The sequence below is a fragment of the Pedobacter sp. Leaf170 genome (assembly GCF_920984665.1).
In the GTDB taxonomy this organism is placed as follows: domain Bacteria; phylum Bacteroidota; class Bacteroidia; order Sphingobacteriales; family Sphingobacteriaceae; genus Pedobacter.
Map to the genome: position 1 here is coordinate 179,774 of NZ_CAKLBP010000004.1, position 22,795 is coordinate 202,568.

General features: G+C 36.6%; 18 protein-coding genes. 8 read left to right on the forward strand and 10 right to left on the reverse strand.

The window, feature by feature from the left end:
- Position 1: 1 nt before the first annotated feature.
- Genes LUA90_RS11555 through rbfA form a run of 4 tightly spaced genes read right to left on the reverse strand, consistent with a single transcriptional unit; the run spans position 2 to position 2,166 of the window.
- On the reverse strand, positions 2-391 hold the full coding sequence (locus tag LUA90_RS11555) for a hypothetical protein (RefSeq protein ID WP_231460429.1): 390 nt from the start codon (positions 389-391) through the stop codon (positions 2-4).
- On the reverse strand, positions 392-1,045 hold the full coding sequence (locus tag LUA90_RS11560) for a TonB family protein (protein ID WP_231460430.1): 654 nt from the start codon (positions 1,043-1,045) through the stop codon (positions 392-394).
- Between the two features lie 44 nt (positions 1,046-1,089).
- Complete coding sequence (locus LUA90_RS11565) at positions 1,090-1,782, reverse strand: peptidoglycan DD-metalloendopeptidase family protein (protein ID WP_231460431.1); 693 nt, start codon at positions 1,780-1,782, stop codon at positions 1,090-1,092.
- Between the two features lie 6 nt (positions 1,783-1,788).
- A complete protein-coding gene (gene rbfA / locus LUA90_RS11570) occupies positions 1,789-2,166 on the reverse strand; it encodes a 30S ribosome-binding factor RbfA (protein WP_231460432.1) in 378 nt (125 codons plus the stop codon).
- 185 nt (positions 2,167-2,351) lie between these two features.
- Here rbfA and LUA90_RS11575 point away from each other — a divergent pair, with 185 nt between their 5' ends.
- A complete protein-coding gene (locus LUA90_RS11575) occupies positions 2,352-2,705 on the forward strand; it encodes a four helix bundle protein (RefSeq protein WP_231460433.1) in 354 nt (117 codons plus the stop codon).
- Positions 2,706-2,774: 69 nt separating this feature from the next.
- On the opposite strand, the gene hflX is transcribed toward LUA90_RS11575, so the two are convergent.
- From hflX to LUA90_RS11600, 5 genes are all read right to left on the reverse strand, one after another.
- Positions 2,775-3,965 (reverse strand): GTPase HflX, encoded by a 1,191-nt coding sequence (gene hflX, locus LUA90_RS11580; protein WP_231460434.1) that lies wholly within the window; start codon positions 3,963-3,965, stop codon positions 2,775-2,777.
- A 197-nt stretch (positions 3,966-4,162) separates the two neighbouring features.
- Positions 4,163-4,945 (reverse strand): indole-3-glycerol phosphate synthase TrpC, encoded by a 783-nt coding sequence (gene trpC, locus LUA90_RS11585; RefSeq protein ID WP_231460435.1) that lies wholly within the window; start codon positions 4,943-4,945, stop codon positions 4,163-4,165.
- 81 nt (positions 4,946-5,026) lie between these two features.
- On the reverse strand, positions 5,027-5,629 hold the full coding sequence (locus LUA90_RS11590) for an aminodeoxychorismate/anthranilate synthase component II (RefSeq protein WP_231460436.1): 603 nt from the start codon (positions 5,627-5,629) through the stop codon (positions 5,027-5,029).
- Positions 5,630-5,706: 77 nt separating this feature from the next.
- Positions 5,707-7,104 carry an anthranilate synthase component I family protein gene (locus LUA90_RS11595; protein ID WP_231460437.1) on the reverse strand — a complete coding sequence of 466 codons (1,398 nt, stop codon included), beginning with the start codon at positions 7,102-7,104 and terminating at the stop codon, positions 5,707-5,709.
- A 480-nt stretch (positions 7,105-7,584) separates the two neighbouring features.
- Complete coding sequence (locus LUA90_RS11600; RefSeq protein ID WP_231460438.1) at positions 7,585-8,031, reverse strand: cytochrome B; 447 nt, start codon at positions 8,029-8,031, stop codon at positions 7,585-7,587.
- Positions 8,032-8,145: 114 nt separating this feature from the next.
- On the opposite strand from LUA90_RS11600, the gene LUA90_RS11605 reads away from it, so the two are divergent.
- The 7 genes from LUA90_RS11605 (at position 8,146) to LUA90_RS11635 (ending at position 20,901) form a co-directional block, all read left to right on the forward strand.
- The gene (locus LUA90_RS11605) at positions 8,146-11,169 is read left to right on the forward strand and encodes an amidohydrolase family protein (protein WP_231460439.1); all 3,024 of its coding nucleotides are present in this window, start codon (positions 8,146-8,148) and stop codon (positions 11,167-11,169) included.
- Positions 11,159-12,478 carry an amidohydrolase family protein gene (locus LUA90_RS11610; RefSeq protein ID WP_231460440.1) on the forward strand — a complete coding sequence of 440 codons (1,320 nt, stop codon included), beginning with the start codon at positions 11,159-11,161 and terminating at the stop codon, positions 12,476-12,478. Before LUA90_RS11605 ends, LUA90_RS11610 begins: the two co-directional genes overlap by 11 nt.
- A 192-nt stretch (positions 12,479-12,670) precedes the next feature.
- Positions 12,671-14,524, forward strand: coding sequence for a hypothetical protein (locus tag LUA90_RS11615; RefSeq protein ID WP_231460441.1), 1,854 nt, complete (start codon positions 12,671-12,673; stop codon positions 14,522-14,524).
- A gap of 4 nt (positions 14,525-14,528) precedes the next feature.
- Positions 14,529-15,131, forward strand: coding sequence for a hypothetical protein (locus tag LUA90_RS11620; protein ID WP_231460442.1), 603 nt, complete (start codon positions 14,529-14,531; stop codon positions 15,129-15,131).
- Positions 15,132-15,623: 492 nt separating this feature from the next.
- Entirely contained in the window at positions 15,624-18,809 is a 3,186-nt protein-coding gene (locus LUA90_RS11625; protein WP_231460443.1) for a TonB-dependent receptor, read from the forward strand.
- Between the two features lie 106 nt (positions 18,810-18,915).
- A complete protein-coding gene (locus LUA90_RS11630) occupies positions 18,916-20,667 on the forward strand; it encodes an ABC transporter ATP-binding protein (protein ID WP_231460444.1) in 1,752 nt (583 codons plus the stop codon).
- A gap of 15 nt (positions 20,668-20,682) precedes the next feature.
- Positions 20,683-20,901, forward strand: a complete 219-nt coding sequence (locus tag LUA90_RS11635; protein ID WP_231491029.1) for a PLDc N-terminal domain-containing protein — start codon at positions 20,683-20,685, stop codon at positions 20,899-20,901.
- Positions 20,902-21,459: 558 nt separating this feature from the next.
- Here LUA90_RS11635 and LUA90_RS11640 read toward each other — a convergent pair.
- The gene (locus LUA90_RS11640; protein ID WP_231460445.1) at positions 21,460-22,743 is read right to left on the reverse strand and encodes an MFS transporter; all 1,284 of its coding nucleotides are present in this window, start codon (positions 22,741-22,743) and stop codon (positions 21,460-21,462) included.
- Positions 22,744-22,795: the final 52 nt, after the last annotated feature.

The window sequence follows — 22,795 nt, forward strand, 5'->3', positions numbered from 1 at the left end:
ATTAAAATGTTTCACGATGAATTTTGATGGTAAAATATAATCTGAAAAATTCTGCAATGAAACAAATTTTGAAAAAGATATCAAACCAGAGTTCTTTCAGGTTGAAAAGCTCGGGCAGTAGCGTGATGAAACCTACCGTAAAAACCCAGATGATAAGTCGGATAGGAAATTGAACGTAATAAGCAATAAGCACAAACTTTTTATAGATGATTAAGCCTGCTGCCGATATAAAAAGAAGCAAGAACATTGGCAGTGTTAAAACGACTCTAACTTGAGATAGCGTTTCTTGTGGAATTTCTTTAAAGTGCGTAATAATTTGCCAAAAAGGCTGCGCTAACAAAGCAATACTGATAATATCTAAAAGGGCAAAAATTCTAACGGTTAAACGCATTTATTTACAATGTTTAGAAAGATAATTATCTGCTTTATCGCTACCCAGATTTTTAACCGTAGTAAAATCTTCACAGGCACCTTGTTTATCTCCCTGTTTTATTTTTTTCAAGCCCATATTTATCAACGAGTCGAAATATTCATCATCAATGCCTAATTGCGTTTTGATGGCTAAGATCTGACCTTCTTGACCAGGTTTAGCTGTATCAATGTTTTTATAGAAATTAATTACTGCATTTGTTAATCCCTCTTCGGCTAAAAAAGCGTTAATTGCAGATTTTATTTCGTTACTTGATTTACCCTCGCAACCGTAACCCGAAAGTTTAAAGTTTACCGGAACAACAACAGTAACAGTGGTATCATAACCTGCCGGTATCTGCCATTTTCCACTACTCAGGCGAATTAAACGCAACGCCTCGTTATCCAAATCAGAAATAATTCCTTTTGTAATTTTAGATGAGTATACTTTACCGCTTTTATTTAACTTAAAGCTGATGTTTACACTGCCTTGTATGCAATTCTGTTTTGAAAATTGCGGATAAATGGTGTTATTCTTAATGAAAGTTGCAAAACCAGACGGCCCATTTTTAAACTGCAATTGTGCTTGTGCAAATATAGTGCATAAAATAAAGCAAAGGGTTATTAACTTTTTCATCTATCTAATTTACGTAAAAAAGGTAAAAGGCTAAAGCGTAAAGATTAAAGTGATTTCAGGCTGCAATTTAAAATCAAGTTTGGGTTTAAACAGTTAGCCAAATACTTTTCGCGTTCAGAAAACTTACACACGCCGGGATAATCGCCTTCACAGCCTTCCATATTTTTTACAATTTGAAAGTGCAAATGTGGCGGCCAAAAACCATTTTCTTCTTTAATGCCTAAAGTTGCAAATGCCTTTCCTGCCGGGATAAATTTACCGGTTTCTAAACCATCTAAAGAGGCCAGACTTAAATGACCGTATAAGGCATGAAATTCGTAACCGTCTATTTTGTAATTTAAAATTATAGTTGCGCCGTAATCACCAAAATTATTGTTATTGGCAAAGCTGTGAACGGTAGCATCGTAAAAATTATAGACTGGAGTTAAAGCAGGCGCCCAAATATCTACACCTAAATGCAATCGTCTGGGTTCTTCGCCAGTATCAAAATGTCTGCTTCTAGAGTAGATGGTTCTATGTTCATTATAACCGCCAATGCCATATTTGGCGCCATTCGCCTCGAGTTCATTATTTACCCAAGCCGAAAATAAATCTGTATTATCTAAAATTTCATCTGTTAAAGCCGTATTTGCTGCGGTAAAATCAAGTGCTAATAGTTTATCACTTTGTAGATTGAAATCGACAACTTTACCAACTACAGATTTATTTGCTAAAATAACTTCTTCAAAAGTTTTCATCAAAAACTATTCTGCTTCTTCGTCTGGTTGTCTTGGTTCTTTAGCAATCTTATCAAAAAGATGATCCATCCGTTCTACATATTCGTTGGTATCATCAACAAAAAAAGTAAGTTCTGGAACAACCCTTACCTGATGGCGAATTCTAGACCCTAATTTATACCTGATTTCTCCGGCATGTGAATTTACTGTATTGATTGAAAGCGTAGTATTATTGGTATTAAAAAAGCTTAAATAAACTTTTGCCACCGCTAAATCGGGCGATACACGCACACGAGTGATGGTTACCAATGTGTTTGGCAAAAATGCAGCACCCTCACGCTGAAAAACCTGTGCTAACTCTTCTTGTAGCACTCCTGCAAATTTTTGCTGACGTTTACTTTCCATAATATTAAAATTTTCAAATTTCAATAGTCAATTATCAAACCACAAACGCCAAAAAAATAAAATAACGATTGTATCTGAAAAACAACTACAAAATTCTTTATTGCTGTAAAAATACTATATTTATTTAAGAACATTCCTAATATCAAACTCGATAACTAATATCCCAAGTTTTATTAAGCCATATTATGAATGAAACAAATTTCAATCTTGAAGATAGAACATTTCACTTTGCACAATCTATCAGAAAATACTGTAAAAACGTTAGTCAAACAATCATCAACATTCAAGATATTAAACAAGTTGTACGCTCATCAGGCTCAGTTGCCGCGAATTACATTGAAGCTAATGAAGCATTGAGTAAAGCTGATTTTATATATCGTGTAAAAGTTTGTCGCAAAGAAGCTAAAGAAACAGCACTTTGGATAAATCTAATCGACATAGAAGACAAACCTGAACTTAATTTGGTAAAATCTACATTAGCTGATGAAGCAAAACAACTTATGTTAATCTTTAATGCAATCATTAAAAAATCAGCTTAGCTATTATCTACGAAACTTCGCACCTTGCTGGTTTGATAATTGAAATTTGAAAATTGCTTACTCTATCAATTAATAAAGTAAATTACTATCATACGGGTACCTTGCAACATGCGCTGCTTTAACCTTATCGTATAATAATGTTTTAAACTCTTCGATATTTTCCTTTTCAGTTGCTGAAATAAATAAAACCGGAACCTTATCATGGCTCATCCAGCTGCGTTTAAATTCTTCAAGCGTTAATTTTCCATCGTCGTCTTCATCATCAACCTCCGGCGAAACATAGGCATCAATTTTATTGAAAAGCAAAATCATATCCTTATCAATTGCACCAATATCTTTTAAAGTTTCGTTTACGGTGTTTATCTGATCCTCAAAATTCGGATGCGAAACATCAACAACATGAATCAATAAATCAGCTTCTCTAACTTCATCTAAAGTAGATTTAAAACACTCTACCAAATGGTGAGGAAGTTTGCGAATAAAACCAACCGTATCAGATAAAAGAAATGGAAGATTTTCAATCACCACTTTACGAACAGTAGTATCAAGCGTAGCAAAAAGTTTATTTTCTGCAAATACTTCCGATTTCGAAAGCATATTCATAATCGTTGATTTACCAACATTTGTATAACCTACCAGCGCTACACGAATTAACTGACCGCGATTTTTGCGTTGCGTTTCGTTTTGCTTGTCAATATTTCTTAAACGCTCTTTTAACAGCGAGATTTTATTTAAAATTATCCTTCTATCACTTTCAATCTGCGTTTCACCAGGACCACGCATACCAATACCACCTTTTTGACGCTCAAGGTGCGTCCACATACCAGTTAAACGCGGTAAAACATATTGCAATTGCGCTAACTCTACCTGTGTTTTAGCCTGAGCTGTTTGTGCCCGGTTGGCAAAAATATCCAGAATCAGATTACTTCTATCCAAAACCTTAACACCTAATTCTCTGTCAATATTTCGCAGTTGCGATGGCGACAATTCATCATCAAACACAACCGTATCAATTTCTTCTGATTTTACATAGGCCTTTATTTCCTCGAGCTTACCTGTACCTACAAAAGTAGCACGCTCTGGCTTAAGCATTTTTTGTGTAAAAACCTTCTCCACTTTTCCGCCTGCGGTTTCAACCAAAAAGGAAAGCTCGTCAAGATATTCTTTTGTTTGTTCTTCCTTTTCGCCGGGTGTAACCACACCAACCAAAATTACCCGCTCCTGCTTTATCGCAGTATCATAAAATTTCTGTTTTCCCATTAATGCAACAAAGATACAAAATTTGTAAAATGTGATTTCACATAGAAACCATAGAGATGTAATAAAAGTTTTATAAAGACAGAAAAGCGACCTGCATAAGGCAGCCGTCATTGCGAGGCACGAAGCAATCTACTACTGAGATTGCTTCGTGCCTCGCAATGACGAAAAAATTACGTACTTCCGTGGCAAAGAAAGAATTACAGATGCGTTACAAAATCCCTAATCGCAGCACCCGGATTATCGGTTTTCATAAAATTTTCACCAATTAAAAAGCCGTTAAAACCAGCATTTCTAAGTTCTTTTATCGTTTCCGGATTGCTAATTGCACTTTCCGAAATCTTCATAAACTCATTCGGTATTTTATTAACCAAATCAAAAGAAGTTTGGATATTAACCGTAAAATCAGCCAAATTTCTATTGTTAACACCAATTGCATCTAAATTAGGGCAAATACTGCGTTCTAATTCTTCCAAATCGTGAACTTCTAACAATACATTTAAGCCCAAACTTTGTGCAAATTTGCCGTAATCGCTAATTTCCTTTGGAGTTAATATTGCAGCGATTAAGAGAATAATATCCGCACCCCAGGCTTTAGCTTCCAGAATCTGGTATTCATCAATAATAAAGTCTTTTCTTAAAACCGGAATATTGTTGGCTGCTCTGGCTGCAATTAAATCTTCGGTTTTACCGCCAAAAAAATCAACATCTGTTAAAACAGAAAGCGCAGAAGCACCGGCATCGCTGTAGGCTTTGGTAACTTCAGCAACATCAGCAATTCCATTTATTAAACCTTTGGATGGTGAACGACGCTTGAACTCTGCAATAATTCCGTTTCTATCATCAGCCAAAAGGAAATCTTTAAAAGAATATGGTGTACGGTTAAAATTAGTCGATTGCTCTAAATCAGCAACTGAAACCAACTGCTTTGCATCAGCAACTTCTTCTTTTTTACGTAATACAATTTTATCTAAAATAGTCATTTTTCTAAGCTATCGTCATTGCGAGGCACGAAGCAATCTATTGATGAGATTGCTTCGTGCCTCGCAATGACGTGTTTATTTTTAACTGGTCAACCAGTTCTCCATCATTTGTTTACCATATTCGGTAAGCACACTTTCAGGATGGAATTGTACACCCCGAACATCTAGTGTTTCGTGTCTTAAAGCCATGATTTCGCTCTTGTGGTCTCTTGCTGTGATTTTTAAACAATCCGGAAAATTCTCTTTACTTACTACCCAACTGTGGTATCGCCCAACATTAATGGTTTGCGGGCATTCCCAAAATAAAGATTCATCGCCATCTACAACCGTAACCGGAGTAGCAATACCATGCATTGGTCTGCCAAGGTTTAAAAGCGTTCCTCCAAAAACTTCGGCTATGGCCTGCTGACCTAAACATACGCCAAAAATACTTTTTGTGGCTGCATAAGTTTTTATTACATCAAGAAGCAAACCCGCTTCCTCCGGAATTCCCGGACCTGGAGATAACAAAATCTTATCGTATTTATCTACATCAGCAAGCTCAAATTTATCATTACGCCACACTTCAGCTTCATAACCAACCTCATTAATCAAATGAACCAGATTGTAGGTGAAGCTATCGTAATTATCGATTACAAGAACCACCCCCTTGCCCCCTGAAGGGGGAATATTACTATTATTCATTTCTATCCTTTCTAAAAAAATCCTTTATATACAATCTTCAAAATTTGCTATTAAGCTCCCCTTTATGGGTTTGGGGGTTAAATCTCTTTCGCCATTTCAACTGCTTTTCTAAGCGCAGCAATTTTATTATTCACTTCCTGCATTTCAGTTACAGGTACAGAATCGGCTACAATTCCGGCGCCAGCACGATAATGCAATTCATTATTTTTACTCATAAAAGTTCTAATCATTATGGCATGATTAAAATCTTCGTTAAAGCCCATAAAACCTATTGCACCTGCATAGAAATTTCTACCTAGTTTTTCGTTTTCATCAATTAATTGCATGGCTTTATATTTTGGCGCACCACTTAAAGTTCCGGCCGGATAAGTATCTGCCACAACTTTAAAAGCGCTAACATCATCTTGCAAATGGCCGCTAACTTTACTAACGAGGTGTATTAAGTGAGAATAATATTGAACTTCTTTGAATGATTTAACCTCAACGCGATTACAATGCCTGCTTAAATCGTTTCGAGCCAAATCTACAAGCATCACATGTTCTGCACTTTCTTTTGGGTCTTGCTCTAACTTTTTTGCCTGCTCTGCATCTTCCACATCATTACCACTACGTTTAAAGGTTCCGGCAATTGGGAAAATATTTGCAGTATTATTTTTTATGGTGATTTGTGCCTCCGGCGATGAACCGAAAAGCTTAAAGCTGCCGTAATCGAAGTAAAATAAATACGGCGATGGATTTATAGAACGAAGGCAACGGTAAACATTAAATTCATCGCCAGTAAATGCTTGCTTAAAAGCTCTTGATGGCACAATTTGAAAAACATCACCACGGTAAATATGCTTTTGAAGTTTTTCTACCAAATCGATAAAGCCCTGGTCGGTAAGGTTTGATTTTTCTTCGCCTTTGGTTTGAAATTTATATTCAGGATAGTTTTTATTCTGAATTAAATATTCCATTTTCTCCAAACCACTTTCTTCCTCGCCTTCAAATGAATTTCTAAACAAAGTGATTTCATTTTTGAAATGGTCTATAGCAATAATATATCGGTATAAGTGGTACTGCATTTCAGGAATTTCCTCACCATCTGGTGTTTCAGAACTGAACTTAATATCTTCGAAGTGCTGTACGGCGTTCCAGGTAAAATAGCCAAACAAACCGCTGGTAATAAATTTAATTTCAGGGATTTCGGTTTCCTTAAATTTATCTTTAAAATCCACAATTTCTTCAGTTAAGTTTTCTGTTTCCTTAATCTCAACGGTTCCGTCGGGGAAATAAGTTTCCAACCGATTTCCTTTTAAAATAATTCCGGCAACAGGCTCTGCACAAACAAAACTCATAGAATTTTCTCTACTATGGTAATCAGAACTTTCTAATAAAATACTATTCGGATAAACATCGCGAAGGCGAAGGTAAATACTAACCGGAGTAGTGGTATCGGCAAGCATTTTCTTGTATTGTGTATTTATTTTAAACATTATCTTTTCGTCATTGCGAGGAGGAACGACGAAGCAATCTCTCCCCTTTTGAATTATTATTATAAAAATAAAAAGCCCGGCGTGTGGTTCTACGCCGGGCTTTAATGGTTCTTTTTAAGATTTAGGATGATAGAATATTTTCATCATACGCAGCCGGCGCAATTCTGTTTTGAATTACCTTGCCAAAGCCATGCATGTATATTGTTAATCATATAGAGCAAAAATATAAAGAATTTTGAAAAATGAAAATTTTTATAAAAATAGTTTAATGTATGGTTTGATTTATTAACCAAATTGAGGGGTATGACTATGAATAGATGTACGAGGCCTAAGTTTATAAACCTGACAGCGCGAAAATACTTTTTGTTTCAGAAACTTAAATTAAAGCCCTGCCTTAAACAAAAAGATTGCAGTAATGGCAGGGCTTTGCTTTAATATATGCTGAAACTTGCTTTTCAAATAAATTTGATTAACATATCATTAAGAAATACCAAAAAAGCTTCTTCCCGGAACTTCTTTAACCATAAGGGCAATAGATACAATGATGATAAGTAAACCCAAACCAAAAAAGGTGGCAATAGTACGATGTTTAGCCACAGCATCGGCAACTTTTTTTGATTTCGCATTACCAACGGTAATTAAAATAATTGCGATAATCATCATGCTGATGTGTTCCATTTTAAAATAACGAACCGCAGGCGCACCTTTACTGCTCATAGCATACCAACCTTCGGTAAAATAAAGCACCAATCCGATAAGCAACTGGATGTGTGCACTAATTAAGGTAAACACGTTTAACTTTCTATTGCCTTCAGTGTAAGGTTTGTTGCCAAACCAGCCCGATAATGCTTTAACTACGGCAACAATTAGTAATGCAAAAACAACATAGCGCCAACCTGAATGCGCACTTTTTAGAATTTCGTTCATGATTTTATTTTTATAACCCTCAAAAATAAATATTTATTGTAAAAAATAGGTTAATTAACAAATTGAACAGTAATTTATATTAGTTTTAAAGCAAATAAACCCCCTAAACATATTATGAAGAAAATTTTACTCGCCTTAGCGCTGGTATTTTCCTCTACAATTCTGTTTGCACAGCAAACCACCTATCCTGTTAATGGCTCATACGATACAAGACCAGGAATGTTTGCCTTTACTAACGCAACAATTGTAGTAAATGCCACAAAAACTTTGTCAAATGCAACATTATTAATCAAAGGACAAACGATACAAGCCGTTGGTGCTGGTTTGGCTGTTCCAAAAGGTTATGTGATTGTAGATTTGAAAGGAAAATTTATTTACCCATCACTTGTTGATGCCTTTTCGAGTTATGGTACACCAGATGCAGCCACTCAGGCTCGCGGATTTGGCGGTCAGCGCCAATCTATATTTGTATCAACCAAAAAAGGAGCATACGGTTGGAACGAATCTATCAGACCTGAAACCTATGTAAAAAATATTTTTACAGTTGATAGCAAAAAAGCAGATGATTTACGTAAAGCTGGCTTTGGTAGTGTAAACGCTATCAGTCGCGATGGTATTGCCCGCGGCGTATCAGCCGCTGTAACTTTAAATGATGGTGCAGATAACAACGTTTATCTAAAAGATCAAACCGCAGCCAATTATTCTTTTAATAAAGGAACATCATCAAACGATTACCCGACTTCATTAATGGGTTCTATCGCTTTGCTTCGCCAAACTTATTACGATGCGCAATGGTATGGCAAACAAAAAGAAGAGTATAATATTTCTTTGGATGAATTTGCCAAGCAACAGGCAATGCCTCAAATTTTTGAGGTTGATGGTTGGGCAAACGTACTTCGTGCCGATAAAATTGGTAAAGAGTTTGGTAAACAATACATTATTAAATCTACTGGCGATGAATACCAAAGAATTGCAGAAGTAAAAGCGACTGGTGCAAGTTTAATTATTCCATTAACTTTCCCTAAAGCATATGATGTAGAAGACCCGGCAGAGGCAAGAAACATTACATTAACTCAAATGAAAGCCTGGGAAATGGCACCAACTAATGCTGCAGCTTTAGAAAAAGCAGGTATTAACTTTGCATTAACCTCTTTCGGGTTAGATAACACACGCGATTTCTGGACAAACATCCGCACTGCGATAGAAAATGGATTAACGGAGAAACAAGCTTTAGCTTCGGTAACGGAGATACCAGCTACTTTATTAGGTATAAACGATAAAGTGGGTTCACTGGAGAAAGGTAAAGTAGCCAACTTCTTAATATCATCTGATAATTTATTTAAAAAAGAGAATATCATTTTCGAAAACTGGGTACAAGGAAAACGTTTCATTGTAAATAAAATGGATGTTTCTGATGTTCGTGGTACTTATAATTTAAATGTTGATGGTATTGCTGGAGCATTAATTTTAAAAGTTACCGGAACTGGTAGCGGCTCTAGTGCAGCAATTGAAAGAACTGGTGCAGACAGCACAAAAACAACTGCAACTTTTACCAGAAACGGCGACTGGCTAAGCATCAACTTCAATTTAAAGAAAAACCCTAAAGGAGATGTTCGTTTAAGTGGTTATTTAACCTCTGCAAATCCACTAACTTTTAAAGGCGAAGTAGCTTTGCCTGATGGAACTTTTGGAAAATTTACAGCAACTTATAAAGAAGCTGCAAAAGAAACGCCAAAACGCGATGAACCAAAACCAGCAATAGCTATGGGTTCTTTACTTTATCCTTTCGGTGCTTTCGGAAATACAGAAATACCAAAACAAGAGAGTGTTTTAATTAAAAATGCAACCGTTTGGACTAACGAAAAAGAAGGAATTTTGCAAAATGCAGACGTGCTTTTAGAAAACGGCAAAATAAAAGCCGTTGGAAAAAGCTTATCAGCAGGAAGTGCAAAAGTTATTGATGGTACAGGCAAACACGTAACTGCTGGTATAATTGATGAGCACTCACACATTGCAGGTAGCGGAGGCATTAACGAGGGTGCACAGTCTGTTTCTGCTGAGGTACGTATTGCGGATATCATTAACTCTGAAGATGTAAACATTTATCGCCAGTTGGCTGGTGGTGTTACTACTTCACAAATCTTACACGGTTCGGCAAATCCCATTGGTGGGCAATCTCAATTAATAAAATTACGTTGGGGTAAAGCACCAGAAGAATTAAAATTTGCAGGTGCTGATGGTTTCATCAAATTTGCTTTAGGCGAAAACGTTAAGCAAAGTAATTTTGGTACTGGCGCACGTTTCCCGGTTACCCGTATGGGCGTTGAGCAAACATTTGTAGATGAATTTACACGTGCAAAAGAGTACGAAAAAGCAAGAGCAGTTAAAGGTAATACTGTTCGCCGCGATTTAGAATTGGATGCAATTGTTGAAATTTTAAATAACAAACGCTTTATCACTTGCCACTCTTATGTGCAAAGCGAAATCAATATGTTAATTCATGTTGCAGATAGTTTAGGTTTCAAAATCAACACTTTTACGCACATTTTAGAGGGTTATAAAGTAGCTGATAAAATGAAAGCGCATGGCATTGCAGCTTCTACTTTTTCTGATTGGTGGGCTTACAAAAACGAAGTTGCAGAGGCAATTCCATACAATGGCAAAATTATGCACAACGTTGGTGTAAGAACAGCATTTAACTCTGATGATGCGGAAATGGCTCGTCACTTAAATCAGGAAGCTGGAAAATCAGTGCTATACGGTAATGTTCCGGAAGAAGATGCCTTAAAATTTGTGACTTTAAACCCGGCTCGTATGCTTCATATTGATGATAAGGTTGGCAGTTTAAAGCCTGGTAAAGATGCTGACGTAGTAATCTGGTCGGCAAACCCATTATCTATTTATGCAAAAGCAGAAAAAACTTTTGTTGATGGCGTGGCTTATTGGGATCTGGAAAAAGATGCTCAGGTAATGAAAACACAACAAGGAGAAAAAGCTCGCTTAATTCAAAAAATGTTGGAAAGCAAAAACACCGGCGGTCGTACACAACGTCCGTTTGGCCCTGCACCACGTTTATACAATTGCGAAACTTTAGGAGATTATTCAGCAGACTTAAACGAAACAGACCATGCACACTAACATAAAGTATATCTTAAGTCTGGCTTTATCAACATCTAGCCTGATGTGCTTTGCTCAGGCAAACATATCGCCAGCAAAAAAACAAACTAAAACCATTGCCATAACCGGAGCAACAGTTCATGTTGGCAACGGAACGGTTATTGAAAACGGAACTATCCTTTTTGGTAACGGAAAAATTATCTCGGTAGTGGCGAATGGACAGGTTCCGCAAGATGATGTTTTACGCATCAATGCCTCGGGTAAGCACATTTATCCGGGTTTAATTGCAGCAACAACAAATTTAGGTTTAGCAGAAACTGAATCTATAAAAGCAACTTTAGATTATCAGGAAATAGGTGATTTCAACTCACATATCCGTTCTATTGTGGCTTACAATACCGATTCGAAAGTTCCGGCAACCTTACGTAGTAACGGTGTTTTAATGGCACAACCTACACCACAAGGCGGCACAATATCTGGTAGTTCATCTGTTGTACAACTGGATGCCTGGAACTGGGAAGATGCAGCGATTAAAAAGGATGATGCTATGCACATGACCTGGCCGGTTACGCCTCGTTTCCGTGGTGGTTTTGGCGGTTTTGGTCGCCCGCAGGTTTCTCCGGAAATGCTTAACGAAAGAACGCAGGCAGCAATTAACCAGTTAACTTCTTTCTTTGCCGAAGCAAAAGCATACTCAGAAATGGGAAAAGCAGAAGTAATTAACACGCGTTTTGAAGCAATGAAACCTGTTTTCGCTGGTAAAGAAAAATTATTCATCGCAGCCGAAAGTCAGAAAGATATTGTTGCGGCAGTAAATTTTGCTAAAAAGTTCGGAATCACGCCGGTTATCACCGGCGCAGATGAGGCTTATTTGGTCATCGATTTCCTTAAAGACAATAACATCTCTGTCGTGGTAAAACAACCTCATGCACTACCAAATAATAACGACGATGACGTAAATATGCCTTATAAAAATGCAGCTATTTTAGCTAACGCAGGACTAAATGTGGTGTTAAGTATCGATGGCTACTGGCAACAACGTAATTTAGCATTTATGGCCGGAACAGTTACCGCTTGGGGTTTAGATAAAGAAAAAGCTTTATCAACCATTACGCTAAATGCTGCAAAGGTTATGGGTGTAGATAAAACTACCGGCAGTATCGAAACCGGAAAAGATGCAACTTTCTTTATTTCAGCAGGTGATGCTTTGGACATGAGAACAAACAAAGTGGAGCAGGCTTTTATCCAGGGAAGAGATATTAACCTGGATAACCTACATAAACAGCTTGATAAAAAATTCAGCGATAAATACGAAGCTGAAAAGAAATAAGTTAATCATCTAACAAATCATTTTAATCCCTTCACCGATTCATTTCGGTGGAGGGATTTTTATTTTTTAGGCTATTTTATGTCGTTCATGTGGCCACGTATGTCGTTCATGTCATTTTAGCTAAAGTTTAAGTTTATTATTTTATATTTAAGTATTCATCATCCCTAACCAAACAGAAACTAATTATAAAAAATGATGAATAAATTAATGCTCAGCAAAGGCAAAGCTATGGCTTGCCTAATCTTAATGTGCCTATTTGTGGCGCAAAGTTGTAAGAAAGATTTATTAAAACCCGAATCTAATGACCTTCATAACGGTATTTCTATTGCTGAGGCAAAAGCTTATTTTGATTCGAACTTAAGGCAGAATGCGAAGCCTAAGAAGCTGATGAGCAATGGCCCTTTATCAAACAGCGTAAATTTACATGATTTGCTAAATAGTAAACAACCAATCTGGGATAAAGCTTACGAAAAATTAATTTCGACAGGCAAAGCGGTTAAAATACCTCTAGATTTCGGGAAAGCGGAAATAATTGTTAATTCAAAAACAAAATCAGTTATACCTTTTAGCTCGTTAAATTATTTGTTAATGTACAAAGACAGTCTTGAGCAAATTCATGCAGAGTGGGTGTCGCTTGTTCCACAAGCTTCATGGCTTGAGAAACAAAGTAATGCTTACAGAGGACAAGTATTTGTAAAAGACTGGGCTGGCAAACTGATAAAGTGTTACTCCTATAACACAGTTCAGCCACAACCTAAAACTGCTCTAGGAGCTAAAGGCAAAATAATGTCTGCAACCGAAACGCATTTAACTCTGCCTGTTTATGCTGAATCATACTGTATACGATTACCTGCAGGTGTTTGCACTTGCACAGCGCCTCCTTGCGATTGGAGAAGTTGTAATGTTTGTGGCAAAACAATTTGTGGCCTTGTATGGAGCGGTGGTGGAGGGGATGAACCAGACCAGGAGCCTGAAAATAATAATAGCCAAAATTACGATGGATGGACTCCAACATCGCATTCAGGTGGTGGAGGCGTTACTAACTGGACGGACTATCTGCCAAGTTGTAATCCAGACCCAAATTATACTGTTCCAAATTATCCTGCTCCTAATGGGCAGGAGTGGGTTATGTCTTGTTATGGGCTACCCTTGCCAGAGAGTCCAATATTCGAAGCAAGAGAATATATGGCCAACTATATGGGCATAACCGATTTAAATAAACAAAACTTTTTATTATCAAATAGCAATGTGTATGGTGCTCTTGTAGATTATACACTTGCCAATGGAGATACCCCTGAAAATAAGGATTTTATTAATTGGGCAGTAGGGTATTTAATGCAAAATCCTAGTGTAAATCTCAATGATTTTACAAATCAGTTTTTTCCAACTACTACGATCATCACCAATCCTGATGCAGACAGTTGGACAGACCCTGATGATCAAATATTATTTGATTCTGATCAAACTGTTTATCAGCAATATCAGGATAATCAGCCATGGCCTACTGTTAATAGGGTAATAGAATTTGAAAAATTTGTGCCATTAAGACAAACAATTGGTCCTAATGGACAACCGAAAGATGTAAGTTGTTTAATATTAGCTAAGGAACAACTTGGTAAAGCGGGTTACACCTGTTCTGGTTATTTGCCAGGATCGCAGACATTTTCAATTTATACTACTCAAAACGGCGTAGATTTGGCTGAAACTAAAAAAGCCATTAGTTATGTGATTAGTTCGCTAAATCAAAAAATACCAGTATTAATAGGAGTCGATAATAGACCAGGTCCACCAGCTGCCAATCTAGACAATTCCACCGATCATTATGTGGTTATAGTTGGAATGGGAACCGATATTAATGGTAAGTACTTTCAGTTTGTAGATAGTGCAACGAATAATCCTTCTACCGGAGCAAGTTATAATAATAGGTTATATTATAATTCAGCAACCGGAAAAATCACAGGAAAAACGGCTATAGTAGGCTATAGAAATTTAGCAGGAATGCATGATTATATTATAACTCAAGTTCGGAAAAGCATAAAAAAATAGAATCATGAGGAAGCCAATATTTATACTTATACTTTCTATATTTTCAACTTTTGGTTATGGCCAAAAAAAAGGTAATGACGATATAGCAAAAATTAAAGGCACAATTCTGAATTTTTTAAACTGGTATCGGATGGATCAAATTTTAGATACAACAAAAAAAAACGACCCGAGCATAGAATATCATCCAATTATTATTCGTGAGCAAATAGATACAATGATAAAGTTAAGTGTAGACATGAAAGCAGTTGAAGAATATTTGGTTCACTTAAGATCAAGTAATTATTTATCAGAATCTTTTATAAATGATTTAAGGCAGTATCATCAAAAGATTGCTGATGATATCAAGGGTTCAAAGCCTTATTCAGCCAGAGAGGGGGACTTTGCAATTCCTGGTTTGAATGTTGATGCCATTTTTGGTTTCGAGCCTGAAGATATATTGGACCACATAAAAGAGGGACGTTTTGCAAAAATTCGAATAATATATGATAAAGCATTAGTAAAGTTTGATATTACTAATATTAACCAATACATTTTTACGCTCACAAAAGTTGATAACAGATGGTTAATAGATTACTTTGGATTAGATAGAACAAATATTGAACGATAATTAAGTAACACGTATCAAATTATCCTAACCCCCCTCTAGTTTAAGTGTTCGCTTTTTCAGCGGTCACTTAAATTATTATTAAAAAACGAAGACCTAGAGTGAATTAATACAACTCAATGCCAAATGTCGGTCAGGAGACCTTGTTTTTCACATGGAATTTAAGTGATCCGTAGGAACACTTAAACCAGACTGAGATGTTCTGAAAGGCATCTCGAAGTTTTGATGAAACAAGGATTTGAAATCCTAAAATCATTCCTATTAAGGATGCACTTTGCTAACATCCCAAACAGCAATTCAGCGATAAATGCGAAGCTGAAAAGAAATAAGCTAACATAAACTTAACAAGTAATGGTCAGTATTAATTTATTGGCCGTTTTTTTATGAATAAAGAAGGTAAAAAAACACTATTCCTAAACCATTTCTTAATGATAAATATAATTTCAATTAATACTACTACAGCAACTTTGCAGCATAAAATCAGAAAAACTTATCATGGTAAAAAATTTACTCCTAGCAGTATTAATGCTGTGTTTTTGTGTTTCAAATTCCCTAAAAGCACAAACAACCCAAGCCTCAATTTCCGGTATTGTTACCGATGAAAAAAAACAACCAATCCCTGGTGTATCCGTTCAGGTTAAAAACAATTCTACAGGTTTTACAACCAGAACATCAACAAATGCACAAGGAGAATACACATTTAAAGAACTTCCTTTAGGTGGACCATATTCAATTAAAGCACTTTATATTGGTTATGGCGAACAAACAAGAAGTGGTTACATGTTAAATCTTGGTGATGTGGTTAAAGTTTCTATCAATATGCAAGAAGCTTCACAAAACCTTACCGATGTTGAAGTTAGCGGTACTTCATTAAAAAATAAAGTACAACAATTTGGCGCTTCAACTGAAATTTCATCAAAAACGATGAACATTTTACCAGTAAACGGTCGTAACTTTTCTAGTTTAACTGATTTATCGCCCTTGGCGGGTCCTGGTGGTATATCTGGTCAGCTAGGTTCATCCACCAATTTCACTATTGATGGTATGACTGCTAAAAACCCTACATCTTCCGGCAGCACAACCAGCCGTAGTGGCGCTCCATATTCTATTTCGATAGAAAGTGTTAGAGAGTTTAAAGTGGTTACAAACCAATATGATGTTAGCCTGGGTCGTTCGGGTGGCGGAACCATTAGTGCGGTAACAAAATCTGGTACAAATGAAATTACCGGAAGTGCATTTGCTTATAACCGTGCTGATTTCCTGGCAAGTAAGTATGACATCAGAGGAAATCCTCGAACTAACGATTTCTCTACTTACCAATACGGTTTTAGCTTAGGTGGACCGATCATTAAAGATAAATTACATTATTTCGCAGCCTGGGATCATCAAAGAGATTCTCGTCCTTTGATAATTGCAGATATTAATTCTGATGCAGATGTTGCTCGTTTTAATATTACAAACAGTACGTTAAATAACTTCTTAGCAGTTGCAAGAAGCAAATATGGCGTTGCTAATACCCAACAATTTGGTTCTTTTGCTAAAAAAAGAGGTACAGATGCAGGTTTTCTTCGTTTAGACTGGCAAATTAATGATAAGAATTTATTAACAGTTAGAGATAACTACACCAATGATAGAAATCCATTAGGTTTAGGCGATAATACTGCGATAAATTTCTATGAAAGTTATGGTAACGATAAAAATGTTGATAACAGTTTATTGGCAACATTGCGTTCTACAATTAGCAGCAAAGTAACTAACGAACTAAAATTACAACATTTATATACCTATCAGGCCAGTACTCAAAATGATGAATTAGGTTTTGCTATACCAAGGGCTGTTGTTTCCAACTTAGAGTCTATTTCTCCTACTACCGGGGCAACATTAGCTACAGCAGTTCAAATTGGTGGGCACCGTTTCGGGCAAGAAGGTTTTACCAATAACGTTTTCCAGTTAGTAGATAATTTCTATTACAACACCGATAAAATTAAATATACTTTCGGTATAGACATTATGTACACCCACGCCAAATCGTTATACGGTAGTGAGGTTAATGGTCGTTTCACATTTAACAGATCGGGTACTGCCGCGGCAGGAAATCAACAAACCTCCTTACAAAATTTTAACAACTTAATCCCAATCAGCTATTACAGAGAAGTTCCTTTAGTTGCTGATCCAACTGTTGTTGGAAATTTATGGAATTCTGCAATTTATGGTCAAATGCAAACTAAACTTGGCAAAGGTTTAGACTTTACAGGCGGTATACGTTTAGACTTTAGTAAATATCCAACTTCGCCACTTAACCAACAGTTATTTGATGCGATTGGGGTAAGAACTGATAATAAATTAAAACAATTTTTAATTCAGCCCAGAGTTCAGCTGAATTGGGATATTAATGAAAACAGAACAGATTTCGTTCGTTTTGGAGCAGGTATTTTTGGTTCAGATATTAACAACTACATGACCATTAACAACCTTACCTTTGATGGTAAACACTTCGCAACGGTTGATGTTACGGGTACAGGCGTACCAACGCCTAACTTTATTGGCTACAGAAACGGAAGCGCAACAGCGCCAACATTAGCAGCGCTACAAATTCCAACCATTAATACTTATGCTGATGATGCTAAGGTACCTGTGGTTTACAAAGCAAACTTATCTTACAACAAACTAATAAATGATAAAATACGTATTGGTATTACTGGCTACGTAACATTAGCACGTAACAACTACATGTACGTTGATAGAAACATGGTTGCAAATCCTTTCTTTACATTATCAAATGAAGGAAACAGAGGCGTATATGTGCCTGCTAATACAATTATTCCGGGTAACGGAACTACGGATTGGAAAACCGGTCGTTTAACAAATGCGTTTGGTAGAGTTTTAGAGTTAAACAGCAAAGGTAAAGTTAATCAGTTTGCTGTAGTTGTAGATGGAACATGGAGATACTTTAAAGATGGTGAAATCTCTGCCAGCTTTACCTACAACGATTCGAAAGACAATACTTCGTTTAATGGTAACGTAGCAAATTCGGCAACTTTATCTTTACCTGTAGTTGATGACCCTAGAAATTTAAGTAATATGACTTATTCAAATGGTCAGTTTAGAAACAAAGTTGTAGTTTATGGTACATTGCCATCATTCCATGGAATTAAAGCGGGTATTCGATATTCGGGTATTGGTGGTACCAGATACAGTTTATTATCTGGAGGCAATACAAACGGCGATTTCGTTGCCACAAATGACTTAGCATACATCTTTAGTCCATCAAATACAAATGTGCCGGCAGCGTTAAGAACAGCTTTACAAACATTATTAGCCAATGGCGATGCAAGCCAGAGTTTAAAAGATTATATAACCAAATACGAAGGTACTTTTGCTCAACGTAACGGCGGTATAAATGGCTTTTACGGTACTTTCGATTTAAGATTAGCTTACGAGTTTAGATTCGGACCACGCAAAAAACAAAGCCTGGAAATTTCTGGCGATTTATTTAACGTAGCCAACTTGTTTAAGAAAACCTGGGGCACATCAGAAACTTTAGGTACACAAGCACTTTATGCGGTTACCGGGTTTGATGCTGCAACCTCAAATTACAACTACCGTTTAAATAACACTGGTGTAGTAATTCCAACAGGTAATCCATGGCAAGCTCAAATTGGTTTGAGATACGGATTTTAGTAACAGAAGGATACATTCGTATCTTTTTAAAAAGTCATAAAAAAAGGGAATGGATTTTTATCCGTTCCCTTTTTTTATGTTTGCACTTACAAACAACAAAACTTTAATGGGATTATTATTAGACTACCTGAAAAACCACAAATGGATTGTGGTTTTAGCGTTATTGCTTGCAGGTTTAAATATAGGTTTTTCACTTTTAGACCCATATATAACGGGCAGAATTTTAGATCGCTTTATAAATCAGAAAGACAAACTTACCTACAGCCAATATTTATGGGGCTCTTTAGGTTTAATCGGCTTGGCTATTGGTGCGGCCATGGTTTCGCGAATAGCCAAAAACTTTCAGGATTATTTTACCAGCGTTATTGTACAAAAGGTTGGCGCAAAAATGTATGCCGATGGTTTGCAGCATTCGTTAAAATTACCTTATCAGGTTTTTGAAGATCAGCGAAGTGGCGAAACTTTGGGCATTTTGCAAAAAGTACGCTTAGATTCAGAAAAATTCATCACATCATTTATAAGCATTCTTTTCGTAAGCTTAATCGGGATGATTTTCGTTATTGTTTATTCGATTTCGATAAGCTATAAAGTTACGCTGGTTTATTTTACTGCCATTCCAATCATCAGTTTTGTAAGTTGGTTTTTAAGCCGAAAAATTAAAACCATTCAACGTTCTATTGTTGGCGAAACTACAGCTTTGGCGGGTTCTACAACAGAATCGCTAAGAAACATTGAATTGGTAAAAAGTTTAGGTTTAGCAGATCAGGAGATTGAAAGGTTAAATAAAACTACTTACAAAATTTTAGGTTTGGAGCTTAAAAAGGTAAAATATGTTCGTAGCATGAGCTTTGTTCAGGGCACTACCGTTAACCTGGTAAGAAGTACAATGATTTTAGTTCTGCTCTTGCTTATATTCGATAATGCCATTACCGCCGGTCAGTATTTAACCTTCTTGTTTTACTCTTTCTTCCTTTTCGGACCATTACAAGAACTAGGAAATGTAATTTTAGCCTGGAGGGAGGCAGAAGTATCGTTAGGAAATTTCAAGAAAATCTTGAGCACACCGATTGATAAAAAGCCAGATAATCCGGTATCCATAGAAAAAATAAAAGATTTAACTTTTAGTGATGTAGGTTTTAAGCACCAAACCGCTAACAGAAACGCACTCGAAAATATTTCATTTAAAACGCACAATGGCCAAACCATTGCTTTCGTTGGTCCATCAGGTTCTGGCAAAACAACCTTGGTTAAATTGTTGGTGGGTTTATATCAACCTAAAGATGGCGATGTGCTTTACAATGGTATTTCGAGCAAGCAGATTGATTTAGATGCTTTACGCGAAAAAATCGGTTTTGTAACGCAGGATACACAACTTTTTTCGGGCACAATTAGAGAGAATTTGCTTTTCGTAAACCCAACGGCAACCGATGAGGAATGTTTTAAAGTATTAAATCAGGCCGCTTGCCAAACTTTATTAGCCCGTGCGGATAAAGGTTTAGACTCGCTAATTGGCGAAGGTGGTGTAAAAGTTTCAGGTGGTGAGAAACAGCGATTATCTATTGCAAGAGCTTTATTAAGACAACCAGATATATTAGTATTTGATGAGGCAACGTCCTCTTTAGATTCGATAACTGAAGAGGAAATTACCAAAACGATTAGAAATGTATCTGACTTAACAGACCATATAACCATTTTGATTGCGCACCGTTTATCAACAATTAAGCATGCTGATGTGATTTATGTTTTGGAGAAAGGGCACATTATTGAGCAAGGTAAACATGAAGAACTGATTGCTCAACAAGGCTTATATCAGGCAATGTGGCGCCAACAAATTGGCGAGCGGATTGTTGAAGCATAATATACCGACACATTTATGCTATTACAAACCACCGTTAACAGCAATCAGATTGCTTTATTTATTGTTATTCCGGCTATTTTATGGCTGATATTAATTTTAATTGCGCTTTATCATATTTCCCGAAATCGTGAAATGGCATTTAGTGTTAAAGCTTTATGGTTTATCATAATTATTATGGCGCCGTTTTTAGGCTCGATAATTTATTTAATCTGGGGAAAGAACAGAAAGTTTTGAGGTTTTTTCCCGCAGATTTTAATTGATAAGAATCGCAGATTTTCGCGGATTTTTTTCTAAGGAAACGAACACAGTAGCACAGGTTTGTTTATCTTAATTATTAGGACGCCGTTTTTAGGCTCGATAATTTATTTAATCTGGGGAAAGAACAGAAAGTTTTAAGGTTTTTTCCCGCAGATTTTAATTGATAAGAATCGCAGATTTTAGCGGATTTTTTTCTAAGGAAACGAACATTGTAGCACAGGTTTGTTTATCATAATTATTATGGCGCAGTTTCTAGGCTCGATAACTTATTTAATCTGGGGAAAGAACAGGAAATTTTAAGGTTTTTTCCCGCAGATTTTAATTGATAAGAATCGCAGATTTTCGCGGATTCTTTTCTAAGGAAACCAACGTTGGAGCACAGTTTTTTGTAAATAAACCTGATTGCACGGAAATACTTTTTGGAGCAGGTCTTCGACAAGCTCATACTTACATTGACAAAAGATTGGAGGAAAAGCAGGAGGATGCTTAAATTTTGGTGCTGTTCTGCCTTTCCAAATCAATATAATTAATTCTTTATCCTTTAGCAGTTTGCTCGTTAATATCTTGCAAACTTAGTTTTGTAAGCGGTTTTGTTTTTAGCCAGGTGATAAATGCAATAGCCACAGTCATACTGCCGCCAAAAACAACGGCAGGTACAAGGCGCATGTATTTTGCAGTAAGCCCTGATTCAAATTCACCAATTTCGTTTGATGAACCGATAAACATACTATTTACGGCAGACACCCTTCCCCTCATTTCATCGGGCGTGAGCAACTGCATAATTGTTTGGCGGATAAGTACACTTACGCTATCAAATGAACCTTCTAAGAACAAGAAAAACAGGGTTAAATAAAAATTTCTCGATAGTCCATAACAGATAATACTTAAACCGAAACCCGTTACTGCAATTAATAAATTTCTCCAGGGTTTTCCCATTGGCGAAAAGCGTGTCATGGCAAGCATAGTGATTACAGCGCCTAATGAAGCAGCGCCACGCATCATACCCAAACCGAATGAGCCGAGGTTAAAAACATCTTTTGCAAAAATTGGCAATAAGGCCACTGCGCCACCAAAAAATACCGAAAATAAATCCAGGCTCATTGCCCAAACCATCATTTTTGTTTTGAATACAAATTGAATTCCTTCCTTTAAACTGTTAAAAATGTTTTGGGTTGGAAGGTATGTTGCTTCGTGCTTTTTAAAGCTTAGGATACAGATAAGCGCAATGGTAACAAAGGCCACAATTACGGTATAAGCTGCGGTTATGCCCCAAATCCAATTGACTAAACCACCCAAAGATGGGCCAATTACTGTTGCCAGTTGAAAACTGCTGGTGCTCCAGGTGCTGGCATTTGGGTACAATTCTCTGGGTACAATTTTAGACATTAAAGAGAACGTGGCCGGACCGAAAAAACCTCTTGCAATGCCTATGCAAAAAACCAAACCGTACATAATCAGCACAATAACATCTTCCTTTAAATGGAGATATTTACTGGTGATAATCAGCATTAAAACAGAAACAAACCAAACACCCGAAAATATTTTGAGGAGTAAAGCTCGTTTTTCACTTTTATCGGCAATGTAACCGCCGTAAAGTGCAATACAGATGGCTGGAATAACCTCACAAAGGCCAACTAAACCAAGTTTTAATGGATCGTGTGTTAAATCGTAAATATGGTAGGCAATTACAACAGCCTGCATTTGATAGGCAAGGGTAAAAAAGAAACGCATGCCCAAAAACGAACGAAATTCTTTATAGCGCAATGCCGCAAAGGTATCAGGTTTTATTGCATTGGTATTGGGTTCGGAATCTGCCATTAGAAATTTTTATGCAAAACTACGTTTTGAAAAATTAAAACTTCATTAGCTT